Origin of the sequence: Micromonospora sp. NPDC047762 (assembly GCF_043204655.1) — a bacterium.
Lineage (GTDB): Bacteria > Actinomycetota > Actinomycetes > Mycobacteriales > Micromonosporaceae > Micromonospora.
On the sequence record NZ_JBIDCQ010000006.1, the window covers coordinates 191,335 to 217,822 of the forward strand.

Consider the following 26,488-nt stretch of genomic DNA (forward strand, 5'->3'; position numbering starts at 1 on the left):
CGCGCCGATCCTGGCCGGCCCGGCTAACGTGCAACGCATGAGCGCGGTGGACCGCCGGAAGGTGCCGCCGCTCGCCGTCGACGTGCTGCTGGTCGTCGTAGCGGCGGCGGCCGGCGTGGCCCGTGAGGTCGCCTTTCCGAGCGCCGGGTCGAGGCATCTCCCGGCCCCCGTCTGGGTCTACGCGGTGGTGCAGGTCGCCGTGGCGGCCACCCTGCTGCTGCGTCGGCGCCGGCCGTACCCGATGGCTCTGGTCATAGCCGGCGTCAGCCTGCTGGTGCCGGCGTCGGCAGTCTTTCTCGTGCCGTACGCGGTGATCGTCTACGGTCGCGACCGCCGGCGGTCCTGGGCGGTGATCGCGGTGCTCGGGGTGTGCTGGCTGCTCGGCGCGCGGCTGTGGACGGTCGACGACCCGTTCAGCGGGCCCGGACTGCTGGCCATCTCGGCCCTGCTCGGCCTCTACGTGAGTGCCCGCCGCCGGCTCGTCGCGGAGCTGCTCGACCGCGCCGAACGCGCCGAGCAGGAGCGGCTGCTCCTTGCCGAGCAGGCCCGTAGCGACGAGCGGCTCCGGATTGCCGGCGAGATGCACGACGTGGTGACCCACCGGATCAACCTCATGGTGCTGCACGCCGGGGCGCTGGGCACCAGCACCACGGATCCCGCCGTTCGCAGCGCCGCCGAGGAGTTGCGGACGACGGGCTGTCAGGCGCTGGCCGAGTTGCGCGACCTGGTCGGTGTGCTGCGGCACGGCGACCCACTGACGATCCGCGTCGCGACGGAGGACCCGGCTGCGGAGGGCGACCTGAGCGATCTCGTGACCGACTCGCGCGCGGTCGGCCTGCCGGTCCGTCTCGACGAGGAGGGTGACCCGTCGGCGCTGGCACCGGCCATGCGGCGCACCCTCTTCCGGGTGGTGCAGGAATCGCTGACGAACGTGCACAAGCACGCGCCGGGCTCGCAGGTGACCGTGTCGATCCGCTATCAGCCGGATCTGGTCCGCGCGACAGTGACCAACGACCGGCCCGACCGTGCCCCCGACCCGGACCTCGCCGCCGCCGGCGGCGGCTGCGGCCTGGCCGGCCTGCGGAGTCGGGTCGACGTGCTGGGCGGCACCCTGGCCGCGGCGGCGACCCCGGAGGGCGGCTTCGTGGTGCGGGCGACCCTTCCCGGGTACGTGCCGCGATGATCCGGATCCTGCTCGTCGACGACGAACGGATGGTCTGCGCCTACCTGCGGACGATTCTCGAAGCGGCCCCCGACGTCGAGGTCGTCGGCGAGGCGTACGACGGCGCGGAGGCCGTGGAGGCGGTGACCCGGTACCGGCCGGACCTGGTCCTGATGGACCTGCGGATGCCCGGCGTCGACGGGCTCACCGCCATCGAGCACCTCAACCGGTCCTCGGCGCCACCGAGGATCGTCGCGCTGACCACGTTCGACCTCGACGAGTACGTGCTGCGGGCGATGCGGGCGGGTGCCGTCGGTTTCCTGCTCAAGTCGACGGCGCCGGAGGATCTCGTCAACCTGGTACGGGTCGCCGCTGCCGGGCACACGGTGCTGTCCCCGACCGCGACCCAGCGGCTGGTGCTGAGCCGGCACGGCGGAGAACGGGTCCGCGAACTGGTCGCCACGCTCACCGCCCGGGAGGTCGAGGTCCTCGGCTGTCTCGGCGCCGGCCGCTCCAACCAGCAGATCGCCCGACGACTGCGCCTCTCCGAGGCGACGGTCAAGGGGTACGTCTCCCGACTGTTGGAGAAGCTCGGCTGCGACAACCGCACCCAGGCGGGCCTGCTGGCGCACCGGGCCGGCGTCCCGGCGAACTGAGAGCACTTCGTCGGGCAGCATGAACCGCGTCCAGACGATCCGCCCGAGGCGACCGGACCTGGTCCGGGGTGCCCCCGGCGACGTCACCTGAAGAGGTTGCCGGTGATGTCGGCGTAGAAGAGGGCGGGGTCGCCTGAGAGGGAGGCCTTGACGTTGGCGGTGGGCTTGTCGGCGATGACTTCGATCTTGCCCGCTTCCAGTCCGTCGAGAGCCTGGCTGACCACCTCGTGGGGCGGGAGCTTGGGGATGTCGATGCCGGCCATCATGTCCGTGTCGGCGATCGCCAGCGCCAGGGCGGTGACCAGGGTCTTCTGGTCGGCCAACTCGAGTCGGATGCCGTTCGTCAGGGACCACTCCGCGGCCTTGGAGGCGGCGTAGCCGTTGCTGCCGGGGGCGAAGGCGTACCAGCTCAGCGCCGAGATGACGTTGAGGATGGCGCCACCGGCCAGCCTCGGTGCGAAGGTGCGGGTGACGTTGAGGGTGCCCCAGAAGTTGGTGTCGAAGTCGTGGCGGATGTTGTCCAGGGAGGGGCCGAGCAGCGGGGCTTCGGTGGAGGTACCGGCGTTGTTGATGAGGATGTTGAGGTCGCCCACCTTGCCTGCCGCGGCCTCGATGGACGCTGGATCCGTGATGTCCATCTGGAGGGCGACGGCACCGGGGATGTCGATGCTTTCCACGCGACGGGCGGTCGCGTAGACGGTGGCGCCGCGGGCGAGGAGTGCCTCGGCGAAGGCCTTGCCGAGCCCGCGGTTGGCACCGGTCACGAGAGCTGTTGAGCCGTTGATCTGCATGCCACCACGCTAAAACCTCACGCCAACGTGAGAGGCAAGTACTGCGAGGTGGATCACGGCCGGCACGGGCGGCGGCCGGCCCCCCGGCAGCGCGATCGGGCGGCTCCCGCCGACCCGGTTGGCACTGGTCTCAGTGCGACTCCGGTAGCGGGAGCATGGCCAGGGGCACATGGTGCTGCCCGGCGTGGATATCGCGGTCGCGCAGGCTGCCCTGCGCCACGGGGCGCGGGAACGAAATCTTGACGACGTTCAGCGCCGGTATCCGGAAGATGCGGATGGCGTCAGCCGGTACGCCGTAGAGGCGGGCGATCAGCGGGGCGTCCAGGAAGCCCGGGTCGGCCACCACGGCGTACCCGGAAGGGTCGCGCATGAACAGCTCCATCGTCACCCAGAACGGGCCGGCGTTCTTCGACCGAACCTCCAGCGCGAGGTCGGCGACGGTGCGGGGGCGGGCGTTAGCGGGCATCGCTGTCCTCCGGGAGGTGGATGCGGAAGAGGCTGGTGGGCGAGTCCACGTCGACGACGTGGTTGAGGACGAACTCGTACGCTGCCCCGCGCTCGGTCTCTGCGGGGGAGTAGGGGAACGCCAGGCTGGGCAGGTAGTCCATGTCGGGCGTGGGCAGGTGAAGCATGAGCGGATTGGCGATCTTCGCGACGGCGGTGGCCGTGTGCTGATCCACGGCGCTGACCAGGAGCATCACGCCGACCTCCCGGGGTGTCCGGGTGTCCGGGTCCTTTGCCTCCAGCACGGCGTCGTAGCCGTACAGGCGAATGTCGAAGGCGTAGTCGTCGGCGCTGAGCCCGAGCGTCTGGGCGACCCGATCCTCGGTGACCCGGCGCAGCAGCTGCGCCCAGGTGGTGATCTGGCCGAGGATGTGCGGGTCGCGGATGGCGGTGAACGACATCGTCTCGTAGCCGGTGATCCGGGCCCCCTCAAGCTTGTTCGTGTACGGGGCCGGCTCGAACAGGGAGCCCTCCACCCGTACCCGCCGCTCGTCCAGGGCCCGGTAGGTGGCGTCGGCGACCATCAGCGTGCCGGCCGGTTCCCGCATCGAGAACGGGTCGGCGGTCTCGTAGAGCATGTGCGCCGCGACCGAGGTGGGCGTGCAGGCGACGGCCGGATCGAGCGGCTCGATGGTGAAGCCGGTGGCGTCGATGGTGGCGAAGACACCGCTGGACCGCGGGTTCGTGGTGCACTGCGCGCCGCATTCGATGATCTTGGCGGCGTGCCAGGTCGGGCCGGCCGGCATGCCGGCCATCAGCGGGAAGGCGGCGGCCAGGGCGGTGTCGGTGGCGCGCCCGGCCAGTACCACGTCGGCTCCGCCCGCCAGCGCCTCAGCGATCGGCTCGTGGCCCATCATCGCGACGATGTGCTGGCAGCTGTCCAACGTCGCCGGGTCGAGGTCGCCGGCCGGCGGGAGCGGGTGGATCCGGCCCTTGTCGAGATGGTCCTTGAGGTCGATGGCCCGCTGCTCGCTGTAGATGGTGGCGACCCGCAGGTCCAGCCCTTCCTCGGCCAGGATGCCGCGGGCGATCCCGGCGACCCAGTCCACGCCGGAGTCGGTGCCGCTGGTGCCGCACGAGCCGACGATCAGCGGAATGCGCGCCTTCGCCGCCGCCCGGAGCAGGAGGCGCAGGTCGCGGGCCACGGCCGCGGCGGTGGTCTTGGCCGTGCCGGTGCCCAGATAGTACGGGCCGGAATCGGTGGACCCTCCGTCCACGGCGATGACGTCGGCACCGAGTTCCAGTCCACGGTCGACGATCTCGGGCGGGAATCCCGAGCCGAGCATGCCGGAGGGCACGAGAATGCGTACGCGGTCGCGGGTCACGGTTTCCTCATTTCGCGGGTACGAGCCGGTCATCCGACGGTGGTGGCCACGGCGCGGCCGGCCTGGCGGCCGGAGAAGAGACAGCCGCCCAGGAAGGTGCCTTCCAGCGCGCGGTAGCCGTGCATGCCGCCACCACCGAACCCACTGGCCTCGCCGGCGGCGTAGAGCCCGGGCACCGGCTGGCCGGTGGCGTCCAGCACCCGACCGTCGAGGTCGGTGTGCAGGCCGCCCAGGGTCTTGCGGGTGAGCACATGCAGGCGTACGGCGATCAGCGGCCCGGCCTTCGGGTCGAGGAACCGGTGCGGCGCTGCGGTCCGCATGAGCCGGTCGCCCCGGTAGTTTCGGAAGTTGCGGATGGCGGCGATCTGCATGTCCTTGGTGAAGCTGTTGGCCAGTTCCCGGTCGCGTGCCTCGATCGTGCGCTGGATGTCGAGCGGGTCCAGCAGAGGCTCGTCGGTGAGCGCGTTCATGCCCTTCACCAGCTCGTCCAGCCGGTTGGCCACGACGAAGTCGGCGCCCTGCCGCTTGAATGCCTCCACCGGTGCCGGTGCGCCGCCACGGAGGCGGCCGAGTACCTGCTTGACGCGGCGTTCGGTCAGGTCCGGGTTCTGCTCGGAGCCGGAGAGCGCGAACTCCTTCTCGATGATCTTCTGGGTGAGGATGAACCAGCTGTGGTCGTGGCCGGTGGTGCGCAGGTGGGCGAGCGTGCCGAGGGTGTCGAATCCGGGGTAGAGCGGCACCGGCAGCCGTCGTCCGCGCGCATCGAGCCAGACGGAGGACGGTCCGGGCAGAATCCTGATGCCGTGCTTGTCCCAGATGGGGTTCCAGTTCTGGATGCCCTCGACGTAGTGCCACATCCGGTCGGGGTTGATCACGGCGCCGCCGGCGTCCTGCGTGATGGTCAACATGCGGCCGTCCACGTGGGCGGGCACGCCGCTGATCATGTGTGTGGGCGGGGTGCCGAGCCGTGTGGGCCAGTTGCGGCGGACCAGGTCGTGGTTGCCGCCGATGCCGCCGGAGGTGACGATGACGGCTTGCGCGGTGTAGGCGAAGTCGCCGATCGCCTCCCGCGAGCTGGCGGTGCCGCGGGCGGCGTCGCTGGGCTCCAGGACTTGACCGGTGGCGCCCACCACCGCGCCGTCGCTCATTGTCAGCGCGTCGACCCGGTGCCGGAAGGCGAACCGGACGAGGCCGCGTTCGGCGGCCTCCCGCACGATCGCGATGAAGGGTTCGAGCAGGCCCGGCCCGGTACCCCAGGTGATGTGGAAGCGGGGCACCGAGTTGCCGTGTCCGGTGGCGTCGTAGCCCCCGCGTTCGGCCCAGCCGACGATGGGGAACATCTTGACGCCGAGGCCCCGCAACCACGCGCGTTTCTCGCCGGCGGCAAAGTCGACGTACGCCTCGGCCCACCGCCGTGGCCACGCGTCCTCAGGGCGGTCGAACCCGGCGCTGCCCTGCCAGTCCTGCCAGGCGAGTTCGGTCGAGTCGCGGATGCCCATCCGGCGCTGCTCGGGGGAATCGACCAGGAACAGGCCGCCGAACGACCAGAACGCCTGGCCGCCGAGGCTCTGCTCGGGCTCCTGGTCGAGCAGCAGGACGGATCGGCCGGCGGTGACGAGTTCGGCGGTGGCCACCAGCCCGGCGAGGCCTGCGCCGATCACCATCACGTCCGCGTCCGCTGTCCTGGTGGTCATGCCGGCTCCTTCAATTCGGTGAGCGAGTGGGCGGGCCGGCCGTCGAGGGCGGCGACGAGCTCCTTGGCACCCTCCATCCCCGCGGCCAGCCGGGCCTCGGCAGTCTGCCCGGCCATGTGCGAGTAGACAGTGATGCCGGCCACGCCGCGCAGGATGCTGTCGGCGGGCAGCGGCTCCACGTCCACCACGTCGAGGGCTGCGCCTGCCAGCCGGCCGGACCGGACCGCCTCGACCAGGGCGGCCTCGTCGACGAGCGGCCCGCGTGCGGTGTTGATCAGGTGTGCGCCCGGCTTCATCCGGGCCAGCGCCGCAGTGTCGATGAGGTGGCGCGTGAGCGGGGTCAGTGCGGTGTGGACCGACACGAAGTCGGCGTCGCGCAGCAACTCGTCGAGCGTGACCCGGGTGACCGGCGCGGGCAGGCTGCCGGTGCACAGCACCGTCATGCCGAAGACGGCGGCCAGCGGCGCCACCCGCTGGGCCACCGCGCCCCGCCCGACCAGGCCGAGCGTCTTGCCGCGCAGCTCCTGGCCGTCGGTGCGGGGCCAGCCGCCGGCGGCCACCCCGGCGGCCATCGGCACCAGGCACCTGGCCTGGGCGAGCAGCAACCCCATGGTGTACTCGGCCACCGCGTTGGCGTTGATCCCGGGCAGGTTGCTCACGCTGATCCCGAGCCGCCCGGCGGCGGGCACGTCGACGGAGTCGTACCCGACTCCGGTACGCACGACGGCGCGCAGGTCCGGTGCTTGGCGCAGCACCTCCGCGCTCATCGGCTCGTTGGCGATCAGCGCCCCCTCGACGCCGGCCAGGGCCGCGATCAGCTGCTCCGGCCGGCGTGGTCCCCGCATGGGGTCGTGCCGCGTCGTGAAGCCGAGCCCGGTCAGGTAGGTGTCCACCTCGTCGCCGGGGGTGAGGTAGTCAGTGGTGATGAGGATGGTGGACATCATTCGCTTCCGGTGAGGGTGACGGCCCGGTTGGCCCGGTGCACACGCTGCAGGCGCTCGAGACGTACGACGACGAGCATGGCGAGTACGGCGAGCACGGCGATGTAGAGCAGCATCCCGTCCCAGCCGACCATGTCGATCACCGCGCCGATCAGGGCGGGGCCGCCGAAGCCGCCCAGGTACCAGGTGACCGCGTAGAGGCCGGTGTAGGCCCCGAACACCCGGCTGGACGGCGCCAGGTTCCACAGCGCCACCGCCGCGTTGATCGTGAAGGCGGCGGCGCCGGCCGAGGCCACGCAGAACGCGACGACCGTACTGGTGGCGGTCTGCACGACGGCGCCCGCCGCCAGGGCAACGGCGAAGACGGTGATGCCCACGGCGATGATCCGCAGTCGTCCGAAGCGCTCGGCCAGCAGCGCGGCCGGATAGGCGGCAGCCACGTAGACGATGCCGCTGGGCAGGGTGAGCCCGCCCGCCTCGCCGCGGCTCAGGCCCAGCGCCTCCATGCCGTACGGGGTGATCAGCGACCGTGAGGCGAACCATGCCCCGCCGAAGAGCAGGACGGTCAGCAGCAGCAGGAGCCGGCGGCGGTCCTGGTCGGTGAACAGTCCGGCGACGATCTGCCGCAGCGGTTGGCTGACCGCGGCCGGACCGGTGGAGGCCTCCTCGGCCACCGCGGCCTGGTAGGCCGCCGACTGGCTGTCGCGCACGTTGGCCAGCAGCACGAACGTGGCGGCCAGCATGATCACCGACGGGATGACAAAGGCTGCCCTCGGATGCTCGTCCACCACGAGCAGGCTGATCAGCGACGCGACGATGATGGTCAGTGCGGTCGCGATCTTCACGACGGCGTTCGCCCGGCTGCGCCGTTGCGGGGGCAGGAAGTCCGGCACCAACGACTCCGCCAGCGGTCGTGTGGTGTTGGCGATCAGCGCGTAACAGAACATCACCACGACCAGCGTGGCCAGCGACGTGGTCCACGGCAGGAGGACGAAGACCAGCGCGGCCAGGGGCATGCCCACCGCGAGGTACGGGATTCGCCGCCCCCACCGGGTCCGGGTGTTGTCGGACCGGTTGCCGATCCAGGGCTGGATGAAGATTCCCAGCAGGTTGTCCATCCCCATCAGCGCGCCCACGAGCGCCGCGCTCGTCACGTGCTCGCGCAGCAGCACGGGCACCTGATTGTCATAGAAGTTCCAGGTCGACTCCTGGGCGAAGAGTGCGAGGGCTATGAAGAACGTGATCCGCCGGTTGGACACACGTCCACCTCCTTGTGTCCCCGGTCACGGTAATTTGCTGTAGCAAACTCGTCAACAGTTGCAAACGAGCTTGCTATCTCATGCGCTAGAGTGCGTCCATGACGACAGCCGGGACGCTCGCCGATCAGGCGTACCGACAAGTCCGCACCGCGATCGCCACCGGCGAACTCGCCCCGGGAGAAAAAGTCACCGAGCGCGGCATGGCCGAGCGCCTCGCGGTCAGCCCGACACCGGTCCGCGAGGCCCTGCGCCGGCTGGAGCTCGACGGGCTGATCGAGCGGATCGGCCCGCGTACCGTGCTGGTCGCCGCCATCCGCGACGCCGCCATCGACGACCTCGCCGAGGTGGAGGTCGGCCTGCGTGGCCTCGTCGCCCGCTTCGCCGCCCGACACGCCACCGCCGAGCAGCTCGACGCGCTGGACGCCATTCTCGACCGCGCCGACGACCTGCTGATCCTCCTCAAGGAGCGGTCGGGGCAGGGCGGGCCGGTCGAGCGGCACCTCACCGAGCTGCTCGACAGCATGCAGCAGTTCAACGACACGGTCAGCGCCTGCGCACACAACCCGGTGCTGATCCGGATGCTCGAGCAGAGCCGCGTGTTCTCCCGCCCGCAACGCCGCGAGCTGCTTCTGCAACGGGTGGCGGAGGACAACACGTTCGGCCTGGAGCGATACACCAGCCACCGGGCGCTGGTCCGGGCGCTCCGCGCGGGCGACTCCGCCGCCGCGGAACGCATCGCACTCGAGGACTCGCAGGGCGGCCTCGCAGCGCTTCGGGAGGTGCCGTGACCACGCACCGGATCGCCGTCATCCCCGGTGACGGCATCGGCAAGGAGGTCGTCCCGGCCGGCCTCGACGCGCTGCATGCTACGGCGAGTCGATTCGGCCTGACGCTCGACTTCGACAGCTTCGACTTCGCCAGCGCCGACTACTGGCAGCGGCACGGCGACATGCTGCCGCCCGATTGGGAACAGACGCTGCGTGGCTACGACGCCATCTACTTCGGCGCGGTGGGCTGGCCGGAGGTCGTACCCGACCATGTCTCGCTCTGGGGCAGCCTCCTGCAGTTCCGGCGGGTCTTCGACCAGTACGTGAACCTGCGCCCCTGCCGGCTCATGCCCGGCGTCCGCAGCCCCCTGGCCGGCCGGCTCCCCGGCGACATCGACTTCGTCGTCGTCCGGGAGAACACCGAGGGCGAGTACTCCAGCGTGGGTGGGCGGATCTTCGAGGGCACCGACCGGGAAACCGTCCTGCAAGAGACGATCATGACCCGCGTCGGCGTCGACCGTGTCCTGCGCTTCGCCTTCGAGCTGGCCAACCGTCGCCCGAAACGGCACCTGACGTCCGCCACCAAGAGCAACGGCATCTCCATCTCCATGCCGTACTGGGACGAGCGGGTGGCCGCGATGGGCGGGCGGTTCCCCGATGTTCGCCTGGACAAGTTCCACATCGACGCGCTCGCGGCGCAGTTCGTGCTCCATCCGGAGTGGTTCGACGTGGTCGTGGCCAGCAACCTGTTCGGCGACATCCTCTCCGACCTCGGCCCGGCCTGCACCGGCACCCTCGGCATCGCCCCCAGCGCCAACATCAACCCTGAGCGTGAGCACCCGAGCCTGTTCGAGCCCGTCCACGGCTCTGCACCCGACATCGCAGGCAAAGGTATCGCCAACCCGATCGGCCAGATCTGGTGCGGCTCGATGATGCTGGAGCACCTCGGCCATCCGGAGGCCGCCGCCCACCTGCTCGGCGCGGTCGAGGACGTCCTGGCGTACGGGCCCGGACAGGCGCCTCTGACCCCCGACCTGCAGGGCACCGGCACGACGGCGGAGCTGGGCCGAGCGATCGCCGAGAGGGTCAGCGAACGCCCGTCCGGCACCGCATGAACTCGTCGTCCCGCTCAACCGGCTGAACGTAGTGGCCGGCGGTGCCCGACCACTCGGAGTCAGCCGCTCCATCACCTGACCCAGGCCGCCCGGTTCGGAGATCGACCGGGACCGGCCGGTCAGGCGGTCATGCGGTCATGCGGTCTACGGGATGATGAGTTCGTCGGCGACCCAACGCGCGACGCCAGCCGGGTAGGGCGCCGGCAGTGTCAGCACGATGTGCCCGATGCCCGCGCCGATCGCCCTGCCGACGGCGTCGCGGGTGAGCCGGGGCTGGTCGTAGGAGACGGGCAGGTTGATCGAGCGGGTGATCGACGCCGGGTCGCGGCCGATGGCGGCGCAGTAGCGGTCCAGCAGAGCGTGCTCGATCTCGGCGATGGCGTCCGCTTCCTGCCACACCCGCAGGATGTCGTGGTAGTCGACCTGCATCGGGGCGGTCATGAGCCCGAAGCTGGACGAGGGCTTGCTGGGCATGGGGTCAGCTCTTCCTTTCGGCGCGTGCCTGCAAGGTCTGGCGGGGCGGCGGGTCAGCGGCAGGCGGACGCGTAGGCGTACGTCCGCCTGCCGTCTGGTCGCTGGCGTGCCGAGTGATCAGCGGCGGCGCAGCGCCGGCTCGAGCAGAGCGGGCGGGGTGTCGTTCTTCTCGTGGGCGGCGAGGTCGACGCCGGGAGCCACGATCGCGTCGATCGCATCCAGCACGTCGGCCGAGAGCACCGTGTCCGCGGCGGCGAGCTGCGAGCTGAGGTGGCCCATCGTACGGGGACCGATGATCGCGCTGGTGACGCCCGGGTGCGCGGTGACGAAGCCGAGCGCGAGCTGGATCATGCTGAGGCCGGCCTCGTCGGCAACCTTCGCGAGCTGCTCGACGGCGTCGAGCTTGGCGCGGTTGGCGGGGATGCTGACGTCGAAGCGATGCTGCATGAAGCCCGAGCGGTTGGTGCTGATCTCCTGGTCGGCGCGGATCGCCCCGGACAGCCAGCCCGACGCCAGCGGACTCCAGGCCAGCACGCCCATGCCGTACTCCTGGGTCGCGGGCAGCACGTGGGTCTCGATGCCCCGCTGCAGGATCGAGTAGTTCGGCTGCTCGGTGACGTAACGGCTCAGGCGCCCCTCGCGGGCGGCCCACTGCGCCTGCACGATGCGGTAGGCAGGGAAGGTCGAGGAGCCGAAGTAGCGGATCTTGCCCGCGCGCTGCAGGTCCGTCAGCGCCGACAGCGTCTCGTCGTCGCTGGTCGTCGGGTCCCACCGGTGCATCTGGTAGAGGTCGACGTGGTCGACGCCGAGGCGGCGCAGGCTGTTCTCGAGCGCGGTGATCAGCCAGCGGCGCGAGCCGCCCCGCTGGTTGCGCTCGTCGCCCATCGGCAGCGTCGCCTTGGTGGCCAGGATGACGTCGTCGCGGCGGCCGGCGATGGCCTTGCCGACCATCTCCTCGGACTGGCCACCGCTGTAGGCGTCGGCGGTGTCGATGAGGTTGATCCCCGCATCGAGCGCGCCGTCGACGATGGCGGCGACGTCCTCCTGGGTGGTGTTGCCGATCCTGCCGAAGTTCATTGCGCCGAGCACGAGGGTGCTGACCTGCACACCAGTGCGACCCAAGGTGCGGTACTGCATGACTGTTACTCCTTCAGACGGTCAACGTCCACGGTTTGGTGGCAGCCCGCCCGGTTCAGTGTGCCCGCCAACCGGAGCGGTGTTCCGGTAATCAACATACGGAACGAGGTTCCGGATGCCAAGTGGAGTGACGGAGGTAACGCGCCGTGGCCGGCCTCGACAGCGGCGCGGAGCAACCGCTCCCGCGCCAGCGGGAGCGCAGGTGGCAGGACGAGGACTGAAGCAGGGCCCCTGATCCCGGATGTCCGTCAGAGCGGGTTTCGTCCTCTGGCCTTGCCGATCAAGCCGAGGTGGGTGTGCTCGAATCCTTCGGCCGTCTTGAGGCCGTAGCCGAGGCCGCGATCGACGGCGATGTGAAACACCCAGGCAAGGGCCAGGATGCCGAGCCAGCCGATCTCGCTGCCGAACCCGGCCGCGGCCACGGCTACCGCGCCCAGCGCAGCCGGCAGCGTGTAGGAGTGCGCCAGGTTGTAGCAGAAGGCCCCGAGGCGTGGCCCCCGCAGGTAGCCGAGCATGGACAGGTCGAAGACGAGGAAGAGGGCAAGCAGCGACCACCACGGGTACCCGGCGGTGACGGTCACGACGACGGCCAGAGCCGCGACGGCGAGGCCCTCGACACGTTGCACTGCGACCGGACTCAGATACGGCATCTCACACCTCGATGTCGCTCAGGGACACGGGTGGGTTGTCTTCCCGTCGCTGGCCTGACCCCGGCAAGAGGATAGACCGGGAGTGACGACCCACGTGCTCCGTTAGCGGACAACAGCCTCGTCGAAGGCGACCAGCCGCCGCGAGTCGGTCAGATGGCCCGTCGTCACTCCCGCGTCCGGACGTCTACTCCTTCACACCGATGTTGTCGATGGGAGGGGCGCTGAGCAGCCGTCGAACCGGCCACACGGTGGTCGCCAGCGCCAGCAGCGTCGTGCCGCCGAGCACCGCCACCCAACCGAGCGGCGGAACGTACGGGATCGGGCTGCCGGTCAGTCCGTTGACGATCGCGCTCAGGGTCAGCGCCGCTATCGTCGCGCCGATCAGTACCGCGGTGCCGAGCAGTCCGGCCTGTTCGGCCTGGACCATCCTCCGGATCTGACCGCGGGTGACCCCGACCAGTTGGAGCAACGCCAACTCGCGGCGGCGGGCCAGTGCGGCCATCACCATCGTGGTCGCCGCGGCCAGGGCCGCGTACCCCACCATCACGCCGATCAGCAGCCGGTTCAGCCAGGCGCCGAGCGCCAGGTCGGTGCTGACCAGGCGCGTACGGGCGGCGGCGTCGAGTACCTCGGTGCCCGGATGCCCAGCCGACCACGTGGCCAACGCGGTGTCGGCCTCCGGGCCGGCGCGGACCAGGACCTCGTCGCTGGTATTCCCGGCCGTGTGCCCGGCGACCGTCTCGGCAGCCAGGGTGACGTCGCCGAAGCCGAGGCCACGGCCGTAGATCGCGATGACGTCCAACGTGACCGGGGTGCCGTCGCCCAGCCAGAGTTCCGCCTGGTCGCCGACGTCCCAGCCGGATGAGGACGCCTGCATCGCCGACAGGGCGACCGTGCCTGCCCGTAGGTCGGCCAGGTTGCCCTCGCGCACGGCGAGGTCCATCGTCGACGTGATGCCCGCCGGGTCGACCGACTGCGCGCTGACCGCGATTCCGTCGAGCGTCCGCACCAGCACCTGCGTACGGCGCACACCGGTGGCCGCCTGCACCCCGGCCAACTCGCGGATCTCCCGTGCAGCGTCCGCGGGCAGTCCTCCCGGAGCGACAAGCACCCGCTCGGCGAGGGTTCCCGCACTGCTCTGCGTGGTGGTCTGTCGTTCCAGGTTGGTCTGCAGGAACCAGACCGAGCCGCCGAACCCCACGGACAGCACGAGGACGGTCAGGACGGTCGCCATGCCCTGCGCGTTGGCCCGCAGATTGGCCGCAGCCAGGTAGCCGCTGACCCGCCACACCCGCGGCAACAACGGTGTGAGCAGGCGTGCCGCCCACGCGTTGATCCTCGGTGCGAGCAGCGCCACCGCGATGACGAACAGGTACAGCATGCCGACCGCGCCGGCCAGTGCCCCGGCCGACCCGGTGGCACCGAGCGTGAACGCCCCGAAGGCGCCGGCCGCCGCCAGCGTCAGCACGCCGGCGATCAACCGCACCCGGCCGCTACGCCGAGGCTCGACAGCGATCTCACCGAGCGCCTCGATCGGCTTGATCCCGGTGATCCGGCGTGCGGCGACCAAGGCGGCGAGCACCGCCACGAGGACCGCCGTACCGACCGCGGCCGGCACCGCGAGCAGGCCGTCGGCCATCGGGAAGCTGGCCGGCACGAACCCCCGCCCGACCAGTTCGCCGTGCACCCAGCGGGCCGCCAGCAGGCCGGCCGGGCCGCCGATCGCGGAGCCGAGCAGAGCGAGCAGCGCGGCCTCGGCGAGCAGCATGCGGCGCACCTGCCCCGGCGTGGCCGCAACCGCGCGCAGCAACGCCAGGTCACGTCGACGGTGCCGGACGGACAGCCCGATGGTGCCGGCCACCACGAAGACGATCAGCAGGACGACGTACCCCCCGAAAGCCGATCCGGCCTCGACCAGCAACGTCCGGGCGGCCTGGTCCTCCGACTGCTCGACGTTCCCACGGTCTCTCCCGACGTACGTCGTGGCGCCGGCCGCCGACGCGATCTCGCGTACCGCGCCCAGGTCCGCGCCGGGCGCCATCCGAACGCCGATCGCATCCACCCGGCCCGGGTGGGCGGACAACCGGGCGGCCTGCGCGTCGGTGAAGAACACCGCCGCCGAACCGGTCTCGGCGGTTCCGCTCACCCGGTACGACCGCCCGACCCCGCCGACGACCAGGTCGATGCGGTCGCCGGGCGCCACGCCGAGACGGGTGTCGGCCAGCACCTCGTCGTCGGCCCGTGGCGCGGCACCCGCGGCGATGGGACGACCGGTGAAGGCGTACGTGTCCCAGCCGTGTCCCACGGCAGCGGGTGAGCCGATCAGCACCCCTTCGTCGCCGCTGACGGCCGCGACGCCCGGCACCTGGCGGATCTGGTCCACCAGGGAGGCGTCCACCGTGCCACCCTCGGGCAGCGTGACGGTGCTCGTCTCGCCGTCGAACTCCTCGAACGTGTGGGTGATCGTGCGGTTGGCGACGACCACGTCGGCGGTGGCCCAGAGCCGTGGCTCCGGGCGGAACCGCAGCCCGGACTCGACGAGGGTGCCCATCGCCACCAGGATCAGCACGCCGGCGATCAGGGCCAGCAGGGTCGCGGCGGAGGGGCCGGCGCGGTGCCGCAGTAGGCGGGCGGCCAGCCCGGTCATCGGAGGACCCGCCGATCCAGCGATGCCAGGTGCTCGGCGATACCTGCGGCTCCGAGCTGCGGAAGGTCGGCGACGATCGCACCGTCGGCCAACACGAGCACGCGGTCCGCGTACGACGCGGCGATCGGATCGTGGGTCACCATGACCACGGTCAGTCCGTGTTCGTCCACGACCGCGCGCAGCAGCGTCAGCACCTCCGCCGCGGTCCGTGAGTCGAGGGCGCCGGTGGGTTCGTCTGAGAAGATCACCTCGGGGCGGGTGGCCAGCGCCCGGGCGATCGCCACCCGCTGCTGCTGGCCGCCGGAGAGCGCGGCCGGCCGGTGGTGCAGTCGGTCGGTGAGGCCGACCCGCTCGACGACCTGGGTCAGCCAGGCCCGGTCCGGACGGACGCCGGCCAGGCGCAGGGGCAGCACGATGTTCTCCTCGACGGTGAGCGCGCCGATCAGGTTGAATGCCTGGAAGATGAACCCGATCCGGGTACGACGCAGCTCGGTCAGGCGGGTCTCGGACAGCCCGGACAGGTCGGTGCCTCCGATCATCACCCGACCGGAGGTCGGTCGGTCGAGCCCGGCCGCGGTCTGCAGCAGCGTGCTCTTGCCGGAGCCCGAGGGGCCCATCACCGCCGTGAAGGTGCCACGGTCGAAGCTGACATCGACGCCGGCAAGCGCGGTCACCTGGTCAGGGCCGGCGTCGTACACGCGGGTGAGGTGTTCGACGCGTACCGCCGGTGCGGTTGTCTGGTCCGGATAATCCGGCATTCTGGTGGCCTCTCTCCGTGTCATCGGCAAGAACTGCGCGCACCAGAAACGCTATTGACGTGGGAGAACGGCGACCATCCCGCGGGCTGCCAGGTCCGGGTACAGCAGGCGCTACCGCCGATCGCCGTTGAGGTAGCGCAGCACTGCGGTGACCCGCCGGTCGGCACTGTCGTCCGGTGGAAGTTCAAGCTTCGAGAAGATGCTGCGGATGTGCTTGTGCACCGCGCCGTCGGTGACGAACAGCCGCTGGGCGATCGCGCTGTTGCCGAGCCCTTCGGCCATCAGCCCCAGCACCTCACGCTCACGCGGCGACAGCTCGCTCAGCGCCGTGTCCGTCCGGCGGTTGCGGGCGAGCAACTGCGCCACCACCTCCGGGTCGATCACGCTGCCGCCGTCCGCGACGCGGTTCAGCGCGGCGAGGAACTCCTCGACCCGGCCCACCCGCTCCTTCAACAGATAACCCAGCCCGACGGCGCCAACCGAGAACAGGTCGGTGGCGAACGCCTGCTCCACGTACGCCGACAGGACCAGCACCGCGAGGCCGGGGCGCCGCCGCCGGGCCTCCACCGCTGCCACGATGCCCTCGTCGGTATGGGTCGGCGGCATCCGTACGTCCACGATCGCGACGTCCGGCGCGTGCTCGTCGACGGCGACCAGGAACTCGCCCGGAGTGCCGGCGGTGGCGACGACGTCCAGATCCTCCGCCCGCAGCAACAGCGCCAACCCCTCACGCAGCAGCGGGTCGTCCTCGGCGATCACGATCCGCATGGCAGCTCCACGTCCATTCTGGTCGGCCCTCCCGGCGGGCTCGTCAGCGTCATCCGGCCGTCGTACGCCTCGACCCGCCGGCGGATACCGGTCAGCCCGGAGCCACGTGTCTCGTTGGCACCGCCGTGCCCGTCGTCCTCGATGCTCACCAGCAGCCGGCCGCGCTCGCGGCGTACGGCCACGTCCACCTGGCTCGCACCGCCGTGCCGGACGACGTTCGTCAGCGCCTCGGCCACCACGAAGTACGCGGTGGCCTCGACCGAGGCCGCGCACCGCACTGCCACGTCCACCTCCAGTCGGCAGGGCACCGCGCAGCTGCTGGCCAGGCCCGTCAGCGCACCGGCGAGACCCCTGTCGTCCAGCACCGGCGGCAGAATCCCGCGCACCACCGTACGCAGCTCGCCGAGTGCCTGTTCCGCAGCGTCCTGTGCCTGCCCGAGGATCTCGTCGGCGCGGTCCGGATTGCGGCGCACGGCCCGCCGCGCAGCGCCGAGCAACACGTTGACAGCTACCAACCGGTTCTGGGTGCCGTCGTGCAGCGACCGCTCGATCCGGCGCAGTTCGACCGCGTGGGCGTCCAGCGCCGCGGCGCGGGTGGCGGTCAGCTCTGCCACCCGCAGCGACAGGTCGACACCTGGCGGTGGAGGCAGCAGCCACCGGCCCGGCCATGCCTGGAGACGGGCGAGGACCGGGCTGAACCAGATCGCGGCGGCCAGGCAGCCCACCCCGAGCACCCCGACCCAGAGCGCGTCGGACAGGCCATCGATGCGCCACCAGACGATCCCCGGCGCGGCGTCGGGGGGGACCAGCCGGTACCACAGCGGGAAGGTGCCGTCCTGCACCGCATAGAGCGGCAGCGCGATGCCGACCAGCCCGGTCACCAAGCCGACGAGCGAGTACAGCGCGACCCAGCCCAGCTCCCGGCGTACGAAGGGATCGCGCGTCGCCGTTCGCAACCCGGCCGGCACCGGCCCCGGTGTGGGGATCGGCTCGCCCCGGCGGGACAGCCGGGCCCGCTCGCGGTCGCTCACCCAGCGCACCGCCCGCAACGCACCCGGTGCCGCCAGCAGCCCCACCCCGCCCAGGCAGGTCACCGCCACGATCGCCGCCCAGAGCAGCGCGCCCAGCGCCAGCGTGGCGGTGCCCAGCCCTCCGACGAGGTGCTCCAAGGCGTCGACCGAGGCGCGAACCCGGCCCCGCACGTACGCCATCGACCCACCTCCACCGCCAACATAGGCCACCGTAGGCCCCGCCCGGCGACGTCGGGGCGGAAGGTACAGCCTGCTGTACCACTGTCGTCGAGCTGGCGGGATCGTCTCCGCCGCGCCGCGTCCCTAGCGTTGACGGCGTCAGGAAACGTTTGCCGAAGGAGGCAGTCATGACCGATCCGTACCGCATCACCGAGACCCCGGTCGCCGCACCGAAAAGGCCGGGTGGCCTGCTGCGCCCGTTGCTGTGGCTGGTGCTCTTCGTCAGCGCGGCGGCCAACGTGGTGCTCTCGACCGCGGCGGACAACCAGTGGGTCAGCTCGGCGTTCGGCCTGGTGGCGGTGCTCTGCGCGGTCGCGCTGATCGTCCACCACCGCCGTAATCGGACGCCGAAGTCGTAGGGGAGGACATCACGACATTCGGGAAATCACAGTGGGCGGTCCAAGCAGCGGATGCTTCGTGCAACGCGTCGAGGGCGGCAGTGATCGCCGGCCGGTCGCTGGTGCTCGCCCGCCAGACGGCCATGATCTGCCGGGAGCTGGTTGGCCGCAGCGGCAGTGCCACGACCTCCGACGGCAGGCGCCCACGGCCCAGCCGGGGCAGCAAAGCGACGCCCAGCCCGGCGGCCACCAACGACACCTGGGACTGGTACTCGTCCACCTGGCAGGCGATGTCGGGCTGCCGGCCCCGCTCGGCGAAAGTTCGCAGCAGCCACGCGTGGCACATCGATCCGGGCCGCTGGCTGATCCACCGCTCGGTGACCAGGTCATCGGCGGAAACCTCGTCCCGGCCCGCCAGTGGATGCCCGGCCGGCAGGAGCACGTCGGCCACGTCGTCGCCCAACGGGGTGCACCGCAAGCCGTCCGGGAGGACCAGCGGGGTGTTGTGCCAGTCGTGCACGACGGCGACGTCGACCTCTCCCTCGGCCACCAGGTCGACGCCGCGGAGCGGGTCCACCTCCGACACTCGGAGGTCCAGGCCGGGGTGCCGGCGGGTCAACTGCACCAGCACGTCCGGCAGGAGTCCTCGGCAGGCCGTCGGGAAGGCGGCGAGCGTGAGGCGGCCGGTCGGCGTTCCGTGCTGCAGTTTCAGTCGGGTCTCCGCCCGCTCCAGGGCCACCAGCACCTCTCCCGCCGTCTGCGCGAGGATCTGCCCAGCGGGGGTAAGCGCCACCCGGCGTCCCGCACGGTCGAGAAGGGGGGCGCCGGCCTCCCGCTCCAGCTTGGCGATCTGCTGTGACACGGCGGACGGCGTGTAGCCGAGCGCCGATGCGGCCCCGCTGATGGAACCGAAGGCCGCCACGGCGTGCAGCGCACGCAGCCGGCCCAGATCGTGTAATGAAGCCATGCTAACGAACTCCCATTAGAAAGTGTCAGCCTTTGGGTCCTTGGCGGCGACGCCTGATGAGACATCATGGGTCGGGTCCGGTGGCGCGTGCCGGGTAGGAGAATGTGCGGTGAGGAGATCGCGATGAAGCCGACTCATGTCGGGCTGGTCGTTTTCGTCGCGGCGGTCTGGGGCGTGAATTTCGTTGTCATCGATGTGGGCCTGAAAGAGTTTCCGCCGCTGTTCTTCTCCGCTCTGCGCTTTATCCTCGCCGCGATACCGGCGGTCTTATTCATCGGTTCGCCACGGGTCGCCTGGCGGTGGGTTCTCATCGTCGGAACAGTTCTCGGCGTGCTGAAGTTCAGTTTCCTCTTCATCGGGATGCACGTCGGCATGCCGGCCGGACTTGCTTCCCTGGTGTTGCAGAGTCAGGCGGCGTTCACCATTGTTCTCGCCACTTTGCTGCTGCGCGAGCGGCCCAGGGTGGTGCAGTTGGCCGGCCTGGGCGTCGCCATGGCAGGGATCGTCCTGGTGGGCACGCGGCTCGGTGGGACGACGCCGGTCGTCGGGTTCCTGTTGGTGCTGGCCGCTGCCGCTTGCTGGGGACTGGCGAACATCGCGACCCGCAAGGCCAACCCGCCGGACATGTTCCGGTTCATGGTCTGGGTGAGCGTGGTTCCTCCCCTTCCATTGCTGATCCTTTCGGGCGTCTTCGAGGGCGTTCAGGAAGACCTCGCCGCGCTGCGCTCGCTGTCGGTGTCCGGTGTGGTCGCCGCCGTGTACGTGGCCTGGGTGGCGACGCTGCTAGGTTACGCGATCTGGGGATACCTGATCCGGATCCACGGAGCCACCGCGGTGGCCCCCTACGCGTTGCTGATACCGGTGTTCGGTCTGGGCGCCGCAGCCGTCTTCCAGGGTGAGCCCCTTACCGCCGTCACGATCCTGGCCAGCGTGCTGGTCATCTCCGGGGTCGCGGTCGGTGCGGTGCGCCTACCACGGCCGTCGTCGTCCCAAGCCACCGTGCCGGTCCGCGGGACCGACGACGCCATTCCGGTCCTGACGGCGCGGCGTCTGCCGTAGGCCGCCCTCGGCCGCCTGCCCTGCGGGGTGGCCCCCGCAAGGCGCTGACGCCGGTGCTGCGCCCCTCCGGCCGGTGATCGGGGATCGGTGGTCGGCACCTCCCTCGTCGCGGTCAGGTCAGAGACGGGTACCGCCGCACTCGATCGATACCCGCCTACCGACCGAGCTGCGTACATCGACCGGGCCCGCTCTGGCGGGGTCACGCGGAGTTGCGCCACTTGCGGCCGTGCCGGCCGATGAGCCGGTCGGCGTCGGTCGGCCCCCAGGAGGCGGCCTCGTAGGTGGGGATCGGCGAGTTGTCCTTCTCCCAGTGGTCGATGATCGGGTCGACGATCCGCCAGCACTGCTGCACCTCGTCGCTGCGGATGAAGAGCGACGCGTCGCCGATCAGCGCGTCCAGGAGCAGACGCTCGTATGCCTCCGGCGACTCCTCGACGAACGTCTGGTCGTAGGAGAACTCCATGGTGGCGGTGCGGACCCGGAAGGAGTGCCCCGGCACCTTGGCGCCGAAACGCAGCGAGATGCCCTCGTTCGGCTGGATCCGCAGGATCAGCGCGTCAGCATCGAGGCCGGTGAGCTGATCGGTCGGGATCGGCAGGTGCGGCGGCCGCTGGAACTGCAGTGCCACCTCGGTGAGCCGGGCCGGCAGGCGCTTGCCGGTGCGTACGTAGAACGGCACCCCGGCCCAGCGCCAGTTGTCCACGTTCAGTCGCATAGCGGCGTAGGTCTCGGTCCGCGACAGAGGGTCGACGCCGGTCTCCTCGCGGTAGCCGGCCATCAGCTCCTCGCGGGTGCCGCCCCGGGTGTACTGTCCCCGGACCGCGGCCTCGGCGATGTCCCGGTCGGTGGGGAGCCGGATCGCCTGTAGCAACTTCACCTTCTCGTTGCGCAGGCCCTCAGCCTCGAATGAGGCCGGCGGCTCCATCAGCGCCAGCGCGAGGACCTGGAGCACGTGGTTCTGCACGATGTCCCGCATCGCGCCGGCGTCCTCGTAGAAGCCGCCGCGGCTGCCGACGCCGAGGGTCTCGGCGACGGTGATCTGCACGTGGTCGACCCAGGAGCGATCCCAGATGGGCTGGAAGATCGAGTTCGCGAAGCGCAGCGCCAGCACGTTCTGGACGGTGTCCTTGCCCAGATAGTGATCGATACGAAAGACCTGGTGCTCGTCGAACGCGCTGTGCACGACGCCGTCGAGCTCGCGGGCGGTGGCCAGGTCGCGTCCGTACGGCTTCTCGATGACCAGGCGGGAGAAGGAGCCTTCGCGTGGCTGGTTGAGCCCGACACCGGCCAGTCCGTTGATCACCGGCTCGAAGGCCCCGGCGGGGGTGGACAGGTAGAAGAGCCGGTTGCCGGACGTGCCCCGCTGTGCGTCCAGCTCGTCGAGGGTCTCCACGAGCCGCTTGTACGTCTCCGGGTCGTCGTACCCGCCGGCCACGTACCGCACGCCGCTCTGGAGCTGGCGCTTGCTGGCGAGGGTGCGTGCACCGAGGGCGCTCTCGGCGAACTGCTCGTCGGTCATCGACGTACGCGCGACGCCGACCAGCGCGAACTGGTCCGGGAGCCGCTCGTGCCGAGCCAGGCTCTCGATTGCGGGCAGCAGCTTACGCCGGGTCAGGTCACCGGAGGCACCGAAGATCACCAGCGTGGCCGGCGGGGCACTCCGCTCCTGGATGAGCTGAGAAGCGTGGTCCATGGTCTGCGTTCCTCCGGGCACAAGGGGTGTGGGATTGGGGGCGGACTGTCCTGCCGGGACTTGTGCGGCGACGGCGGTGGTGTCCGGGGGCCACAACGGCGTGGCTCGTTGGTCGTGAAGCTTGAGCGTCGCATGCCGGGCTGACGGGTAGCCCTCTCGGTGTCGGATTCGGTGCGGTCTGCCGGCGTACGAGATGGTGGTACGAATGATCGTCGCCAGGTAGCCCCCGGAAGGTCAACCGACGGGCTGCCCCGGGACCGCCAGGGTGCGGCTGCGGCGTGGCGCTGGTTCGGCGGCGGCGGTTCATCCTGGTGTTCTTACGGCTTTGTTACGGGCGGCGAGCTGGGTGCACGCAATCCATCGACGAGCGTCACGCTGAAGGTCGGCTATCAGTGCGGGAGGGGACCATTATGCGATCACTGGCACGGCGCGGGCTATCGGCGGCGACGCTCGCCGCGGTGGCGGCAAGCGTGTTGCTCCTGCCAGCAACGTCAGGCGTGGCCGCCATCCCGTCGGTGTGGAAGGCGACGGTGCCTCCGCTGATCCAGGACAGCCGGTTGACCGACGTGGTCGCCACCGGCCCGAACGATGCCTGGTCGGTCGGATATCAGGCATCGACCTACACCGGATACTCGATCGACGAGCCCTACGCACTGCTGCGGTGGAACGGGCGGACGTGGACGGAACAGCGGCTGCCGCACGAGGCGTTCCTGCTGTACAGGGCGGCTGCCGTGAGCGAGGGGGACGTCTGGACGGTGGGCCTCGGAGTCCACGGCGAACCGTACGCCGGACATTTCAACGGCCAGACCTGGACGGGACACACGCCGTTGGGCGCCTCTACAGGGCCTTCCACGCTGCTGGACGTGGCGGCCACCGGCGGTGGGCGGGCGGTGTTCGTCGGCCACGACGGCTCCGGGCCGCTCGTCCTCGAAGGCGACACCCGTCAGTTCAACCGGGTGGCCGTGCCGGGGACCGAGCAGCACAACGGTGTCCTGCGGGCGGTTTCCAGCACTCAGGACGGCAGCCTGTTCGCCGCCGGCGATCGCTACCTCGCCGACGCCCCCTACCCGCAGCCCATGATTGTGCAGCGCATCGGCGGTGCGTGGCAGGTGGCGGCACTGCCGTCGACTCCGAGCACCCAACTGACGGGTGTGTGGGCCCGCTCGTCGACCGACGCCTGGGCCGTCGGCACGCAGGACTACGACACCGCTCCCAAGCCCGTCATCCTGCACTGGGACGGTCGAACGTGGCAGCGGTTGGCCGGACCGGCGCCTGCTGGCCGGGCGTACGCCGTTGCCGGTGATGCGAACGGCAATGTTTGGATCAGTGGCACGAATCCCATCCCTCCGTACATCGAGTACCCGGGCACGCTGTTGCTGCGCTACACCGGCGGCCGGTGGACTGTGGAGTACGGGCCGAAGGTCGGCGGCGGTGACCCGCACCTTGATGCCCTGGCGAACGTCCCGGGCAGCTCGTCCTTCTGGGGTAGCGGCGCCGCTTCGCGCAACGGCCTCGGCATCGCCGGCGTCATCGAACGGACCAGGTGACCGAGAACCCATAAGCAGCGGTACGGAATGTGTCAAGGGCGCAGCATGTCGGCACGCCTACGGCCCGTCCCTGACTCCGGCCCGGCAGCGCAGTCCTAGGCATGTACGAGGGGGATTGAGGCGGCCTGGAGTCGGTCACTTTCTGCTCGGAGTCAGGGCGTGTCGGGTCCGGTCCCCGGTCCAGGCCGCTTCGAGGATCGCGGTCAGGCTGGCGGTGTCGCTCGGGCCCGGGTGGTTCTGGATCAGGCGGGTGACACCACTGGCCATCTCCGCGAAGCGCGGGAGGTCGGCGCGTGCCACGCCGATGTCCGCCAAGGTGGCAGGGATACCGATGTCGGCAAGGAGCCCGTCGAGCCAGGTGAGGAACGTGTCTGCGGCCTCGGCGTCGGAGGCGTCGGCAACGTCGAGCCCGCACACCCGGGCGAGGATGGCCAACCGGTCTGTGATGGCATCCCTGGCCGCGTCCAGCGCGTAGGGCAGTAGCAGTCCGACGCCCAGGCCGTGCGGCGTGTGCGTGGCTGCGCCGATGGGGTACTGGAGAGCGTGCGGGGCCGCGTTGCCCGCGTGGGAAAAGGCGATCCCGGCGAGCATCGATCCATAGGACATGTCCGCGCGCGCGGCCGTGTCGCTTCCGTCCCTGACCACACGGCGCAAGCTACGGGCGATGCGTTCTGCGGCGCGGAGCGCGTAGTGGTCGGTGATCGGGTTGCGGCCGAGGAACACCTGCTCCACCGGGTCGCGCGGTCCGTGGGCCCGAGGCCGGGCCGTGTAGCTCTCCACGGCGTGACAGAACGCGTCGATACCGGAGTGGGCGGTGACGGTCGCCGGGCAGGTGTAGGTGAGTTCGGGGTCGACGATGGCGAAGTCGGGGACGATGTGGACGCTGGAAACCCCCACCTTCAGCTCGCGGTCCGGGTCGGTCAACACCGAGACGGGTGTGAGCTCGGAGCCGGTGCCGGACGTCGTGGGGACCGCGACGAGAGGGATCGTCGGCCCCGGCACCCGCGACTCGCCGTAGAAGTCACGCGGCGTCCCACCGTGGCGCCGGATGACGCCGACGATCTTGGCGAGGTCGATCACCGTGCCGCCCCCGATGGCGAGGATCACGTCGGCGTTCACCTCGGCTGCGGCCGAGACGGCCAGGGCGACATCGGAGAGAGGCACGTCCGAGGTCGCGTCGGAGAACACCTCGACGGCCTCGACCTTTTCCCGTACGGCGGCCACGATCTCGGCCACCCCTGGCTGCCCCAGGAGAACCTGGTCGGTCACGATGAGGACTCGCGAGCCACTCTCGGCCACCACTCGGGGGATGTTCTGCGCGACCCCTTCGCCCACTATCAGCTGGCGTGGTCCGCGGACGGTCTCAAGCATGGCAGTGCCTCTCCGGAGCGTCGGCGGCGATGTGCTGGATGGACGTCCAGGTCACCTGCGGGACCGGGACGGCGTCGGCGAGGTTGGCCGCCCCGGTGGCGCAGACGCGCGCGGCGGGCGCCCGGGGCAGCAGGCCGGTCACGGTAGGTCGATCGCCACGTAGGTGAGGTCGAGGTACTCGAGGACGCCCTCGTGCGACCCCTCCTTGCCGATCCCGGACTGCTTCACGCCGCCGAACGGAGCTGACGGATCCGATATCAGACCACGGTTGATGCCGAGCATCCCCGTGTCCAGCCCTTCGGCGAACCGGAGCGCCCGCTGGAGGTCACGGGTGAAGACGTATCCGGCCAGGCCGTGCTCGGTGTCGTTGGCCTTCGCCATCACCTCGTCGTCGGACGTGAACGAGATGATCGGCGCCACCGGCCCGAAGATCTCCTCCTGCAGCATTCGTGCATCCTCGGGCACGTCAACGAGGACCGTGGGCGGGTAGAAGTGGCCCGGCCCATCGGGTCGCTCGCCGCCCACCAGGACCCGGGCGCCGCGATCGACCGCATCGGCGACGAGCCCGTCGATCGTGGTGACCGAGGCCTCGTCGATCAACGCCCCGACGTTCACGCCGTCGTCGAGACCATGGCCCACCGAGAGAGCGCCCATCCGCTCGGCGAAGCGCGCCGTGAACTCCTCGCGCACCGGCTCCTCGACGTAGATCCGGTTGGCCGCGATGCAGGACTCCCCGATGTTGCGCATCTTGGCCACCATGGCACCGTCGAGCGCGACGTCCAGGTCAGCGTCGGCGCACACGATCAGGGCGGCGTTGCCGCCCAGTTCCATGGAGGTGCGCAGCACATTGTCCGAGGCCTGTCGTAGCAGGACCCGCCCGACCTCGGTCGACCCGGTGAAGGACAGCTTGCGGGTCCGACTGTCGGCCAGCAGTGCGGAGACCACCGCGCCGGAACGCTTGGTGGTCACCACGTTGACGACGCCCGGGGGAACGCCGACCTCCTCCATGATGCGGGCCAGGAGCAGCATGGTGAGCGGCGTCTGACCTGCTGGCTTGGTGATCGTCGTGCAGCCGGCAGCCAGCGCAGGAGCGATCTTGCGGGCACCCATGGCCAACGGAAAGTTCCAGGGCGTCACGAAGACGCACGGTCCGACCGGCTTCGGCACGGTGAGGATGCGGTATCCACCTGCGGGAGCGATGCTGTAGCGCCCTTCGACGCGCACCGCCTCCTCGGCGAACCAACGGAAGAACTCGGCACCGTAGGCCACCTCTCCCCGAGCCTCGGCGAGCGGCTTTCCCATCTCCAGCGTGATCAGCCGGGCGATCTCCTCGGATCGCTCGGTCAGTGCCCGGTACGTCGCGGTCAGCAACTCTGACCGTCTCCGTGGCGGGGTGGCCGCCCACGCCGCCATTGCCCTGCTCGCCGCGTCCAGGGCGGCGAGCCCGTCGACGACGTCAGCGTCCGCCACCTCGGCGATGGTCTTGCCGGTGGCCGGGTCCTCGACGGCAAAGGTGGCTCCGCTTGCGGCGTCGCGCCACGCGTCGCCTATCCGGAGCCGCCGATGCTCGGGGGCCAGCACGTTCATCGGGTCACTCATCGCGTAGCCTCCTGTG

The 26,488-nt window shown here is 70.6% G+C and carries 25 protein-coding genes; 7 read left to right on the forward strand and 18 right to left on the reverse strand.

From position 1 onward, the window contains the following. Positions 1 to 37 precede the first annotated feature (37 nt). Together ACGF3C_RS20155 and ACGF3C_RS20160 are read left to right on the forward strand one after the other, a co-directional pair. Positions 38 to 1,183, forward strand: coding sequence for a sensor histidine kinase (locus ACGF3C_RS20155; RefSeq protein WP_393224041.1), 1,146 nt, complete (start codon positions 38 to 40; stop codon positions 1,181 to 1,183). After that, complete coding sequence (locus ACGF3C_RS20160; RefSeq protein WP_393224044.1) at positions 1,180 to 1,818, forward strand: response regulator; 639 nt, start codon at positions 1,180 to 1,182, stop codon at positions 1,816 to 1,818. Before ACGF3C_RS20155 ends, ACGF3C_RS20160 begins: the two co-directional genes overlap by 4 nt. 83 nt (positions 1,819 to 1,901) lie before the next feature. Here the strand turns inward: ACGF3C_RS20160 and ACGF3C_RS20165 are convergent, their stop codons facing one another. The 6 genes from ACGF3C_RS20165 to ACGF3C_RS20190 form a co-directional block, all read right to left on the reverse strand. Then, positions 1,902 to 2,609 (reverse strand): SDR family oxidoreductase, encoded by a 708-nt coding sequence (locus ACGF3C_RS20165; protein WP_393224047.1) that lies wholly within the window; start codon positions 2,607 to 2,609, stop codon positions 1,902 to 1,904. A gap of 130 nt (positions 2,610 to 2,739) precedes the next feature. Continuing rightward, positions 2,740 to 3,075 carry a DUF4387 domain-containing protein gene (locus ACGF3C_RS20170; protein WP_393224050.1) on the reverse strand — a complete coding sequence of 112 codons (336 nt, stop codon included), beginning with the start codon at positions 3,073 to 3,075 and terminating at the stop codon, positions 2,740 to 2,742. Then, positions 3,065 to 4,438, reverse strand: coding sequence for an acyclic terpene utilization AtuA family protein (locus ACGF3C_RS20175; protein WP_393224053.1), 1,374 nt, complete (start codon positions 4,436 to 4,438; stop codon positions 3,065 to 3,067). Before ACGF3C_RS20175 ends, ACGF3C_RS20170 begins: the two co-directional genes overlap by 11 nt. A 29-nt stretch (positions 4,439 to 4,467) precedes the next feature. Next, the gene (locus tag ACGF3C_RS20180) at positions 4,468 to 6,132 is read right to left on the reverse strand and encodes an FAD-binding dehydrogenase (protein ID WP_393224056.1); all 1,665 of its coding nucleotides are present in this window, start codon (positions 6,130 to 6,132) and stop codon (positions 4,468 to 4,470) included. After that, positions 6,129 to 7,073: a phosphoglycerate dehydrogenase gene (locus tag ACGF3C_RS20185; protein WP_393224059.1), complete on the reverse strand. Its 945-nt coding sequence runs from the start codon at positions 7,071 to 7,073 to the stop codon at positions 6,129 to 6,131. The genes ACGF3C_RS20180 and ACGF3C_RS20185 overlap by 4 nt, the downstream gene beginning before the upstream one ends. Further along, on the reverse strand, positions 7,073 to 8,332 hold the full coding sequence (locus ACGF3C_RS20190) for an MFS transporter (RefSeq protein WP_393224062.1): 1,260 nt from the start codon (positions 8,330 to 8,332) through the stop codon (positions 7,073 to 7,075). The genes ACGF3C_RS20185 and ACGF3C_RS20190 overlap by 1 nt, the downstream gene beginning before the upstream one ends. A 98-nt stretch (positions 8,333 to 8,430) precedes the next feature. Between ACGF3C_RS20190 and ACGF3C_RS20195 the strand changes: the two genes are divergently transcribed. Beyond that, the gene (locus tag ACGF3C_RS20195) at positions 8,431 to 9,120 is read left to right on the forward strand and encodes a GntR family transcriptional regulator (protein ID WP_393224064.1); all 690 of its coding nucleotides are present in this window, start codon (positions 8,431 to 8,433) and stop codon (positions 9,118 to 9,120) included. Continuing rightward, complete coding sequence (locus ACGF3C_RS20200; protein WP_393224066.1) at positions 9,117 to 10,214, forward strand: tartrate dehydrogenase; 1,098 nt, start codon at positions 9,117 to 9,119, stop codon at positions 10,212 to 10,214. The genes ACGF3C_RS20195 and ACGF3C_RS20200 overlap by 4 nt, the downstream gene beginning before the upstream one ends. 144 nt (positions 10,215 to 10,358) lie before the next feature. Here ACGF3C_RS20200 and ACGF3C_RS20205 read toward each other — a convergent pair whose 3' ends face one another. The 7 genes from ACGF3C_RS20205 to ACGF3C_RS20235 all read right to left on the reverse strand — a co-directional run bounded on the left by ACGF3C_RS20205 (position 10,359) and on the right by ACGF3C_RS20235 (position 17,859). Beyond that, on the reverse strand, positions 10,359 to 10,688 hold the full coding sequence (locus ACGF3C_RS20205) for a hypothetical protein (protein WP_393224069.1): 330 nt from the start codon (positions 10,686 to 10,688) through the stop codon (positions 10,359 to 10,361). A 117-nt stretch (positions 10,689 to 10,805) separates the two neighbouring features. Then, positions 10,806 to 11,825: an aldo/keto reductase gene (locus tag ACGF3C_RS20210; protein WP_393224072.1), complete on the reverse strand. Its 1,020-nt coding sequence runs from the start codon at positions 11,823 to 11,825 to the stop codon at positions 10,806 to 10,808. 248 nt (positions 11,826 to 12,073) lie between these two features. Next, on the reverse strand, positions 12,074 to 12,475 hold the full coding sequence (locus ACGF3C_RS20215; RefSeq protein ID WP_393224075.1) for a DUF4260 domain-containing protein: 402 nt from the start codon (positions 12,473 to 12,475) through the stop codon (positions 12,074 to 12,076). A 184-nt stretch (positions 12,476 to 12,659) separates the two neighbouring features. Beyond that, positions 12,660 to 15,122: an ABC transporter permease gene (locus ACGF3C_RS20220; RefSeq protein ID WP_393224078.1), complete on the reverse strand. Its 2,463-nt coding sequence runs from the start codon at positions 15,120 to 15,122 to the stop codon at positions 12,660 to 12,662. Continuing rightward, complete coding sequence (locus ACGF3C_RS20225; protein WP_393224081.1) at positions 15,119 to 15,880, reverse strand: ABC transporter ATP-binding protein; 762 nt, start codon at positions 15,878 to 15,880, stop codon at positions 15,119 to 15,121. Before ACGF3C_RS20225 ends, ACGF3C_RS20220 begins: the two co-directional genes overlap by 4 nt. A 111-nt stretch (positions 15,881 to 15,991) precedes the next feature. After that, positions 15,992 to 16,648 (reverse strand): response regulator transcription factor, encoded by a 657-nt coding sequence (locus ACGF3C_RS20230; RefSeq protein WP_357235246.1) that lies wholly within the window; start codon positions 16,646 to 16,648, stop codon positions 15,992 to 15,994. After that, positions 16,636 to 17,859 (reverse strand): sensor histidine kinase, encoded by a 1,224-nt coding sequence (locus ACGF3C_RS20235; protein WP_393224084.1) that lies wholly within the window; start codon positions 17,857 to 17,859, stop codon positions 16,636 to 16,638. The genes ACGF3C_RS20230 and ACGF3C_RS20235 overlap by 13 nt, the downstream gene beginning before the upstream one ends. 167 nt (positions 17,860 to 18,026) lie before the next feature. Between ACGF3C_RS20235 and ACGF3C_RS20240 the strand changes: the two genes are divergently transcribed. Continuing rightward, positions 18,027 to 18,257, forward strand: coding sequence for a hypothetical protein (locus ACGF3C_RS20240; RefSeq protein WP_357224570.1), 231 nt, complete (start codon positions 18,027 to 18,029; stop codon positions 18,255 to 18,257). Here ACGF3C_RS20240 and ACGF3C_RS20245 read toward each other — a convergent pair. Continuing rightward, complete coding sequence (locus ACGF3C_RS20245; RefSeq protein ID WP_393224088.1) at positions 18,172 to 19,203, reverse strand: LysR family transcriptional regulator; 1,032 nt, start codon at positions 19,201 to 19,203, stop codon at positions 18,172 to 18,174. The genes ACGF3C_RS20240 and ACGF3C_RS20245 overlap by 86 nt on opposite strands. A gap of 123 nt (positions 19,204 to 19,326) precedes the next feature. Between ACGF3C_RS20245 and ACGF3C_RS20250 the strand changes: the two genes are divergently transcribed. Then, the gene (locus ACGF3C_RS20250) at positions 19,327 to 20,262 is read left to right on the forward strand and encodes an EamA family transporter (protein ID WP_393224091.1); all 936 of its coding nucleotides are present in this window, start codon (positions 19,327 to 19,329) and stop codon (positions 20,260 to 20,262) included. Positions 20,263 to 20,461: 199 nt separating this feature from the next. Here the strand turns inward: ACGF3C_RS20250 and zwf are convergent, their stop codons facing one another. Continuing rightward, positions 20,462 to 21,955 (reverse strand): glucose-6-phosphate dehydrogenase, encoded by a 1,494-nt coding sequence (gene zwf / locus ACGF3C_RS20255; RefSeq protein WP_357203553.1) that lies wholly within the window; start codon positions 21,953 to 21,955, stop codon positions 20,462 to 20,464. Between the two features lie 278 nt (positions 21,956 to 22,233). On the opposite strand from zwf, the gene ACGF3C_RS20260 reads away from it, so the two are divergent. Further along, a complete protein-coding gene (locus ACGF3C_RS20260; RefSeq protein WP_393224094.1) occupies positions 22,234 to 23,502 on the forward strand; it encodes a hypothetical protein in 1,269 nt (422 codons plus the stop codon). A gap of 135 nt (positions 23,503 to 23,637) precedes the next feature. On the opposite strand, the gene ACGF3C_RS20265 is transcribed toward ACGF3C_RS20260, so the two are convergent. Genes ACGF3C_RS20265 through ACGF3C_RS20275 form a run of 3 tightly spaced genes read right to left on the reverse strand, consistent with a single transcriptional unit; the run spans position 23,638 to position 26,472 of the window. Beyond that, positions 23,638 to 24,873, reverse strand: a complete 1,236-nt coding sequence (locus tag ACGF3C_RS20265; RefSeq protein ID WP_393224097.1) for an iron-containing alcohol dehydrogenase — start codon at positions 24,871 to 24,873, stop codon at positions 23,638 to 23,640. Next, entirely contained in the window at positions 24,866 to 25,015 is a 150-nt protein-coding gene (locus ACGF3C_RS20270) for a hypothetical protein (protein WP_393224100.1), read from the reverse strand. The genes ACGF3C_RS20265 and ACGF3C_RS20270 overlap by 8 nt, the downstream gene beginning before the upstream one ends. Then, positions 25,012 to 26,472, reverse strand: coding sequence for an NAD-dependent succinate-semialdehyde dehydrogenase (locus tag ACGF3C_RS20275; RefSeq protein WP_393224103.1), 1,461 nt, complete (start codon positions 26,470 to 26,472; stop codon positions 25,012 to 25,014). The genes ACGF3C_RS20270 and ACGF3C_RS20275 overlap by 4 nt, the downstream gene beginning before the upstream one ends. Between the last annotated feature and the right edge of the window lie 16 nt (positions 26,473 to 26,488).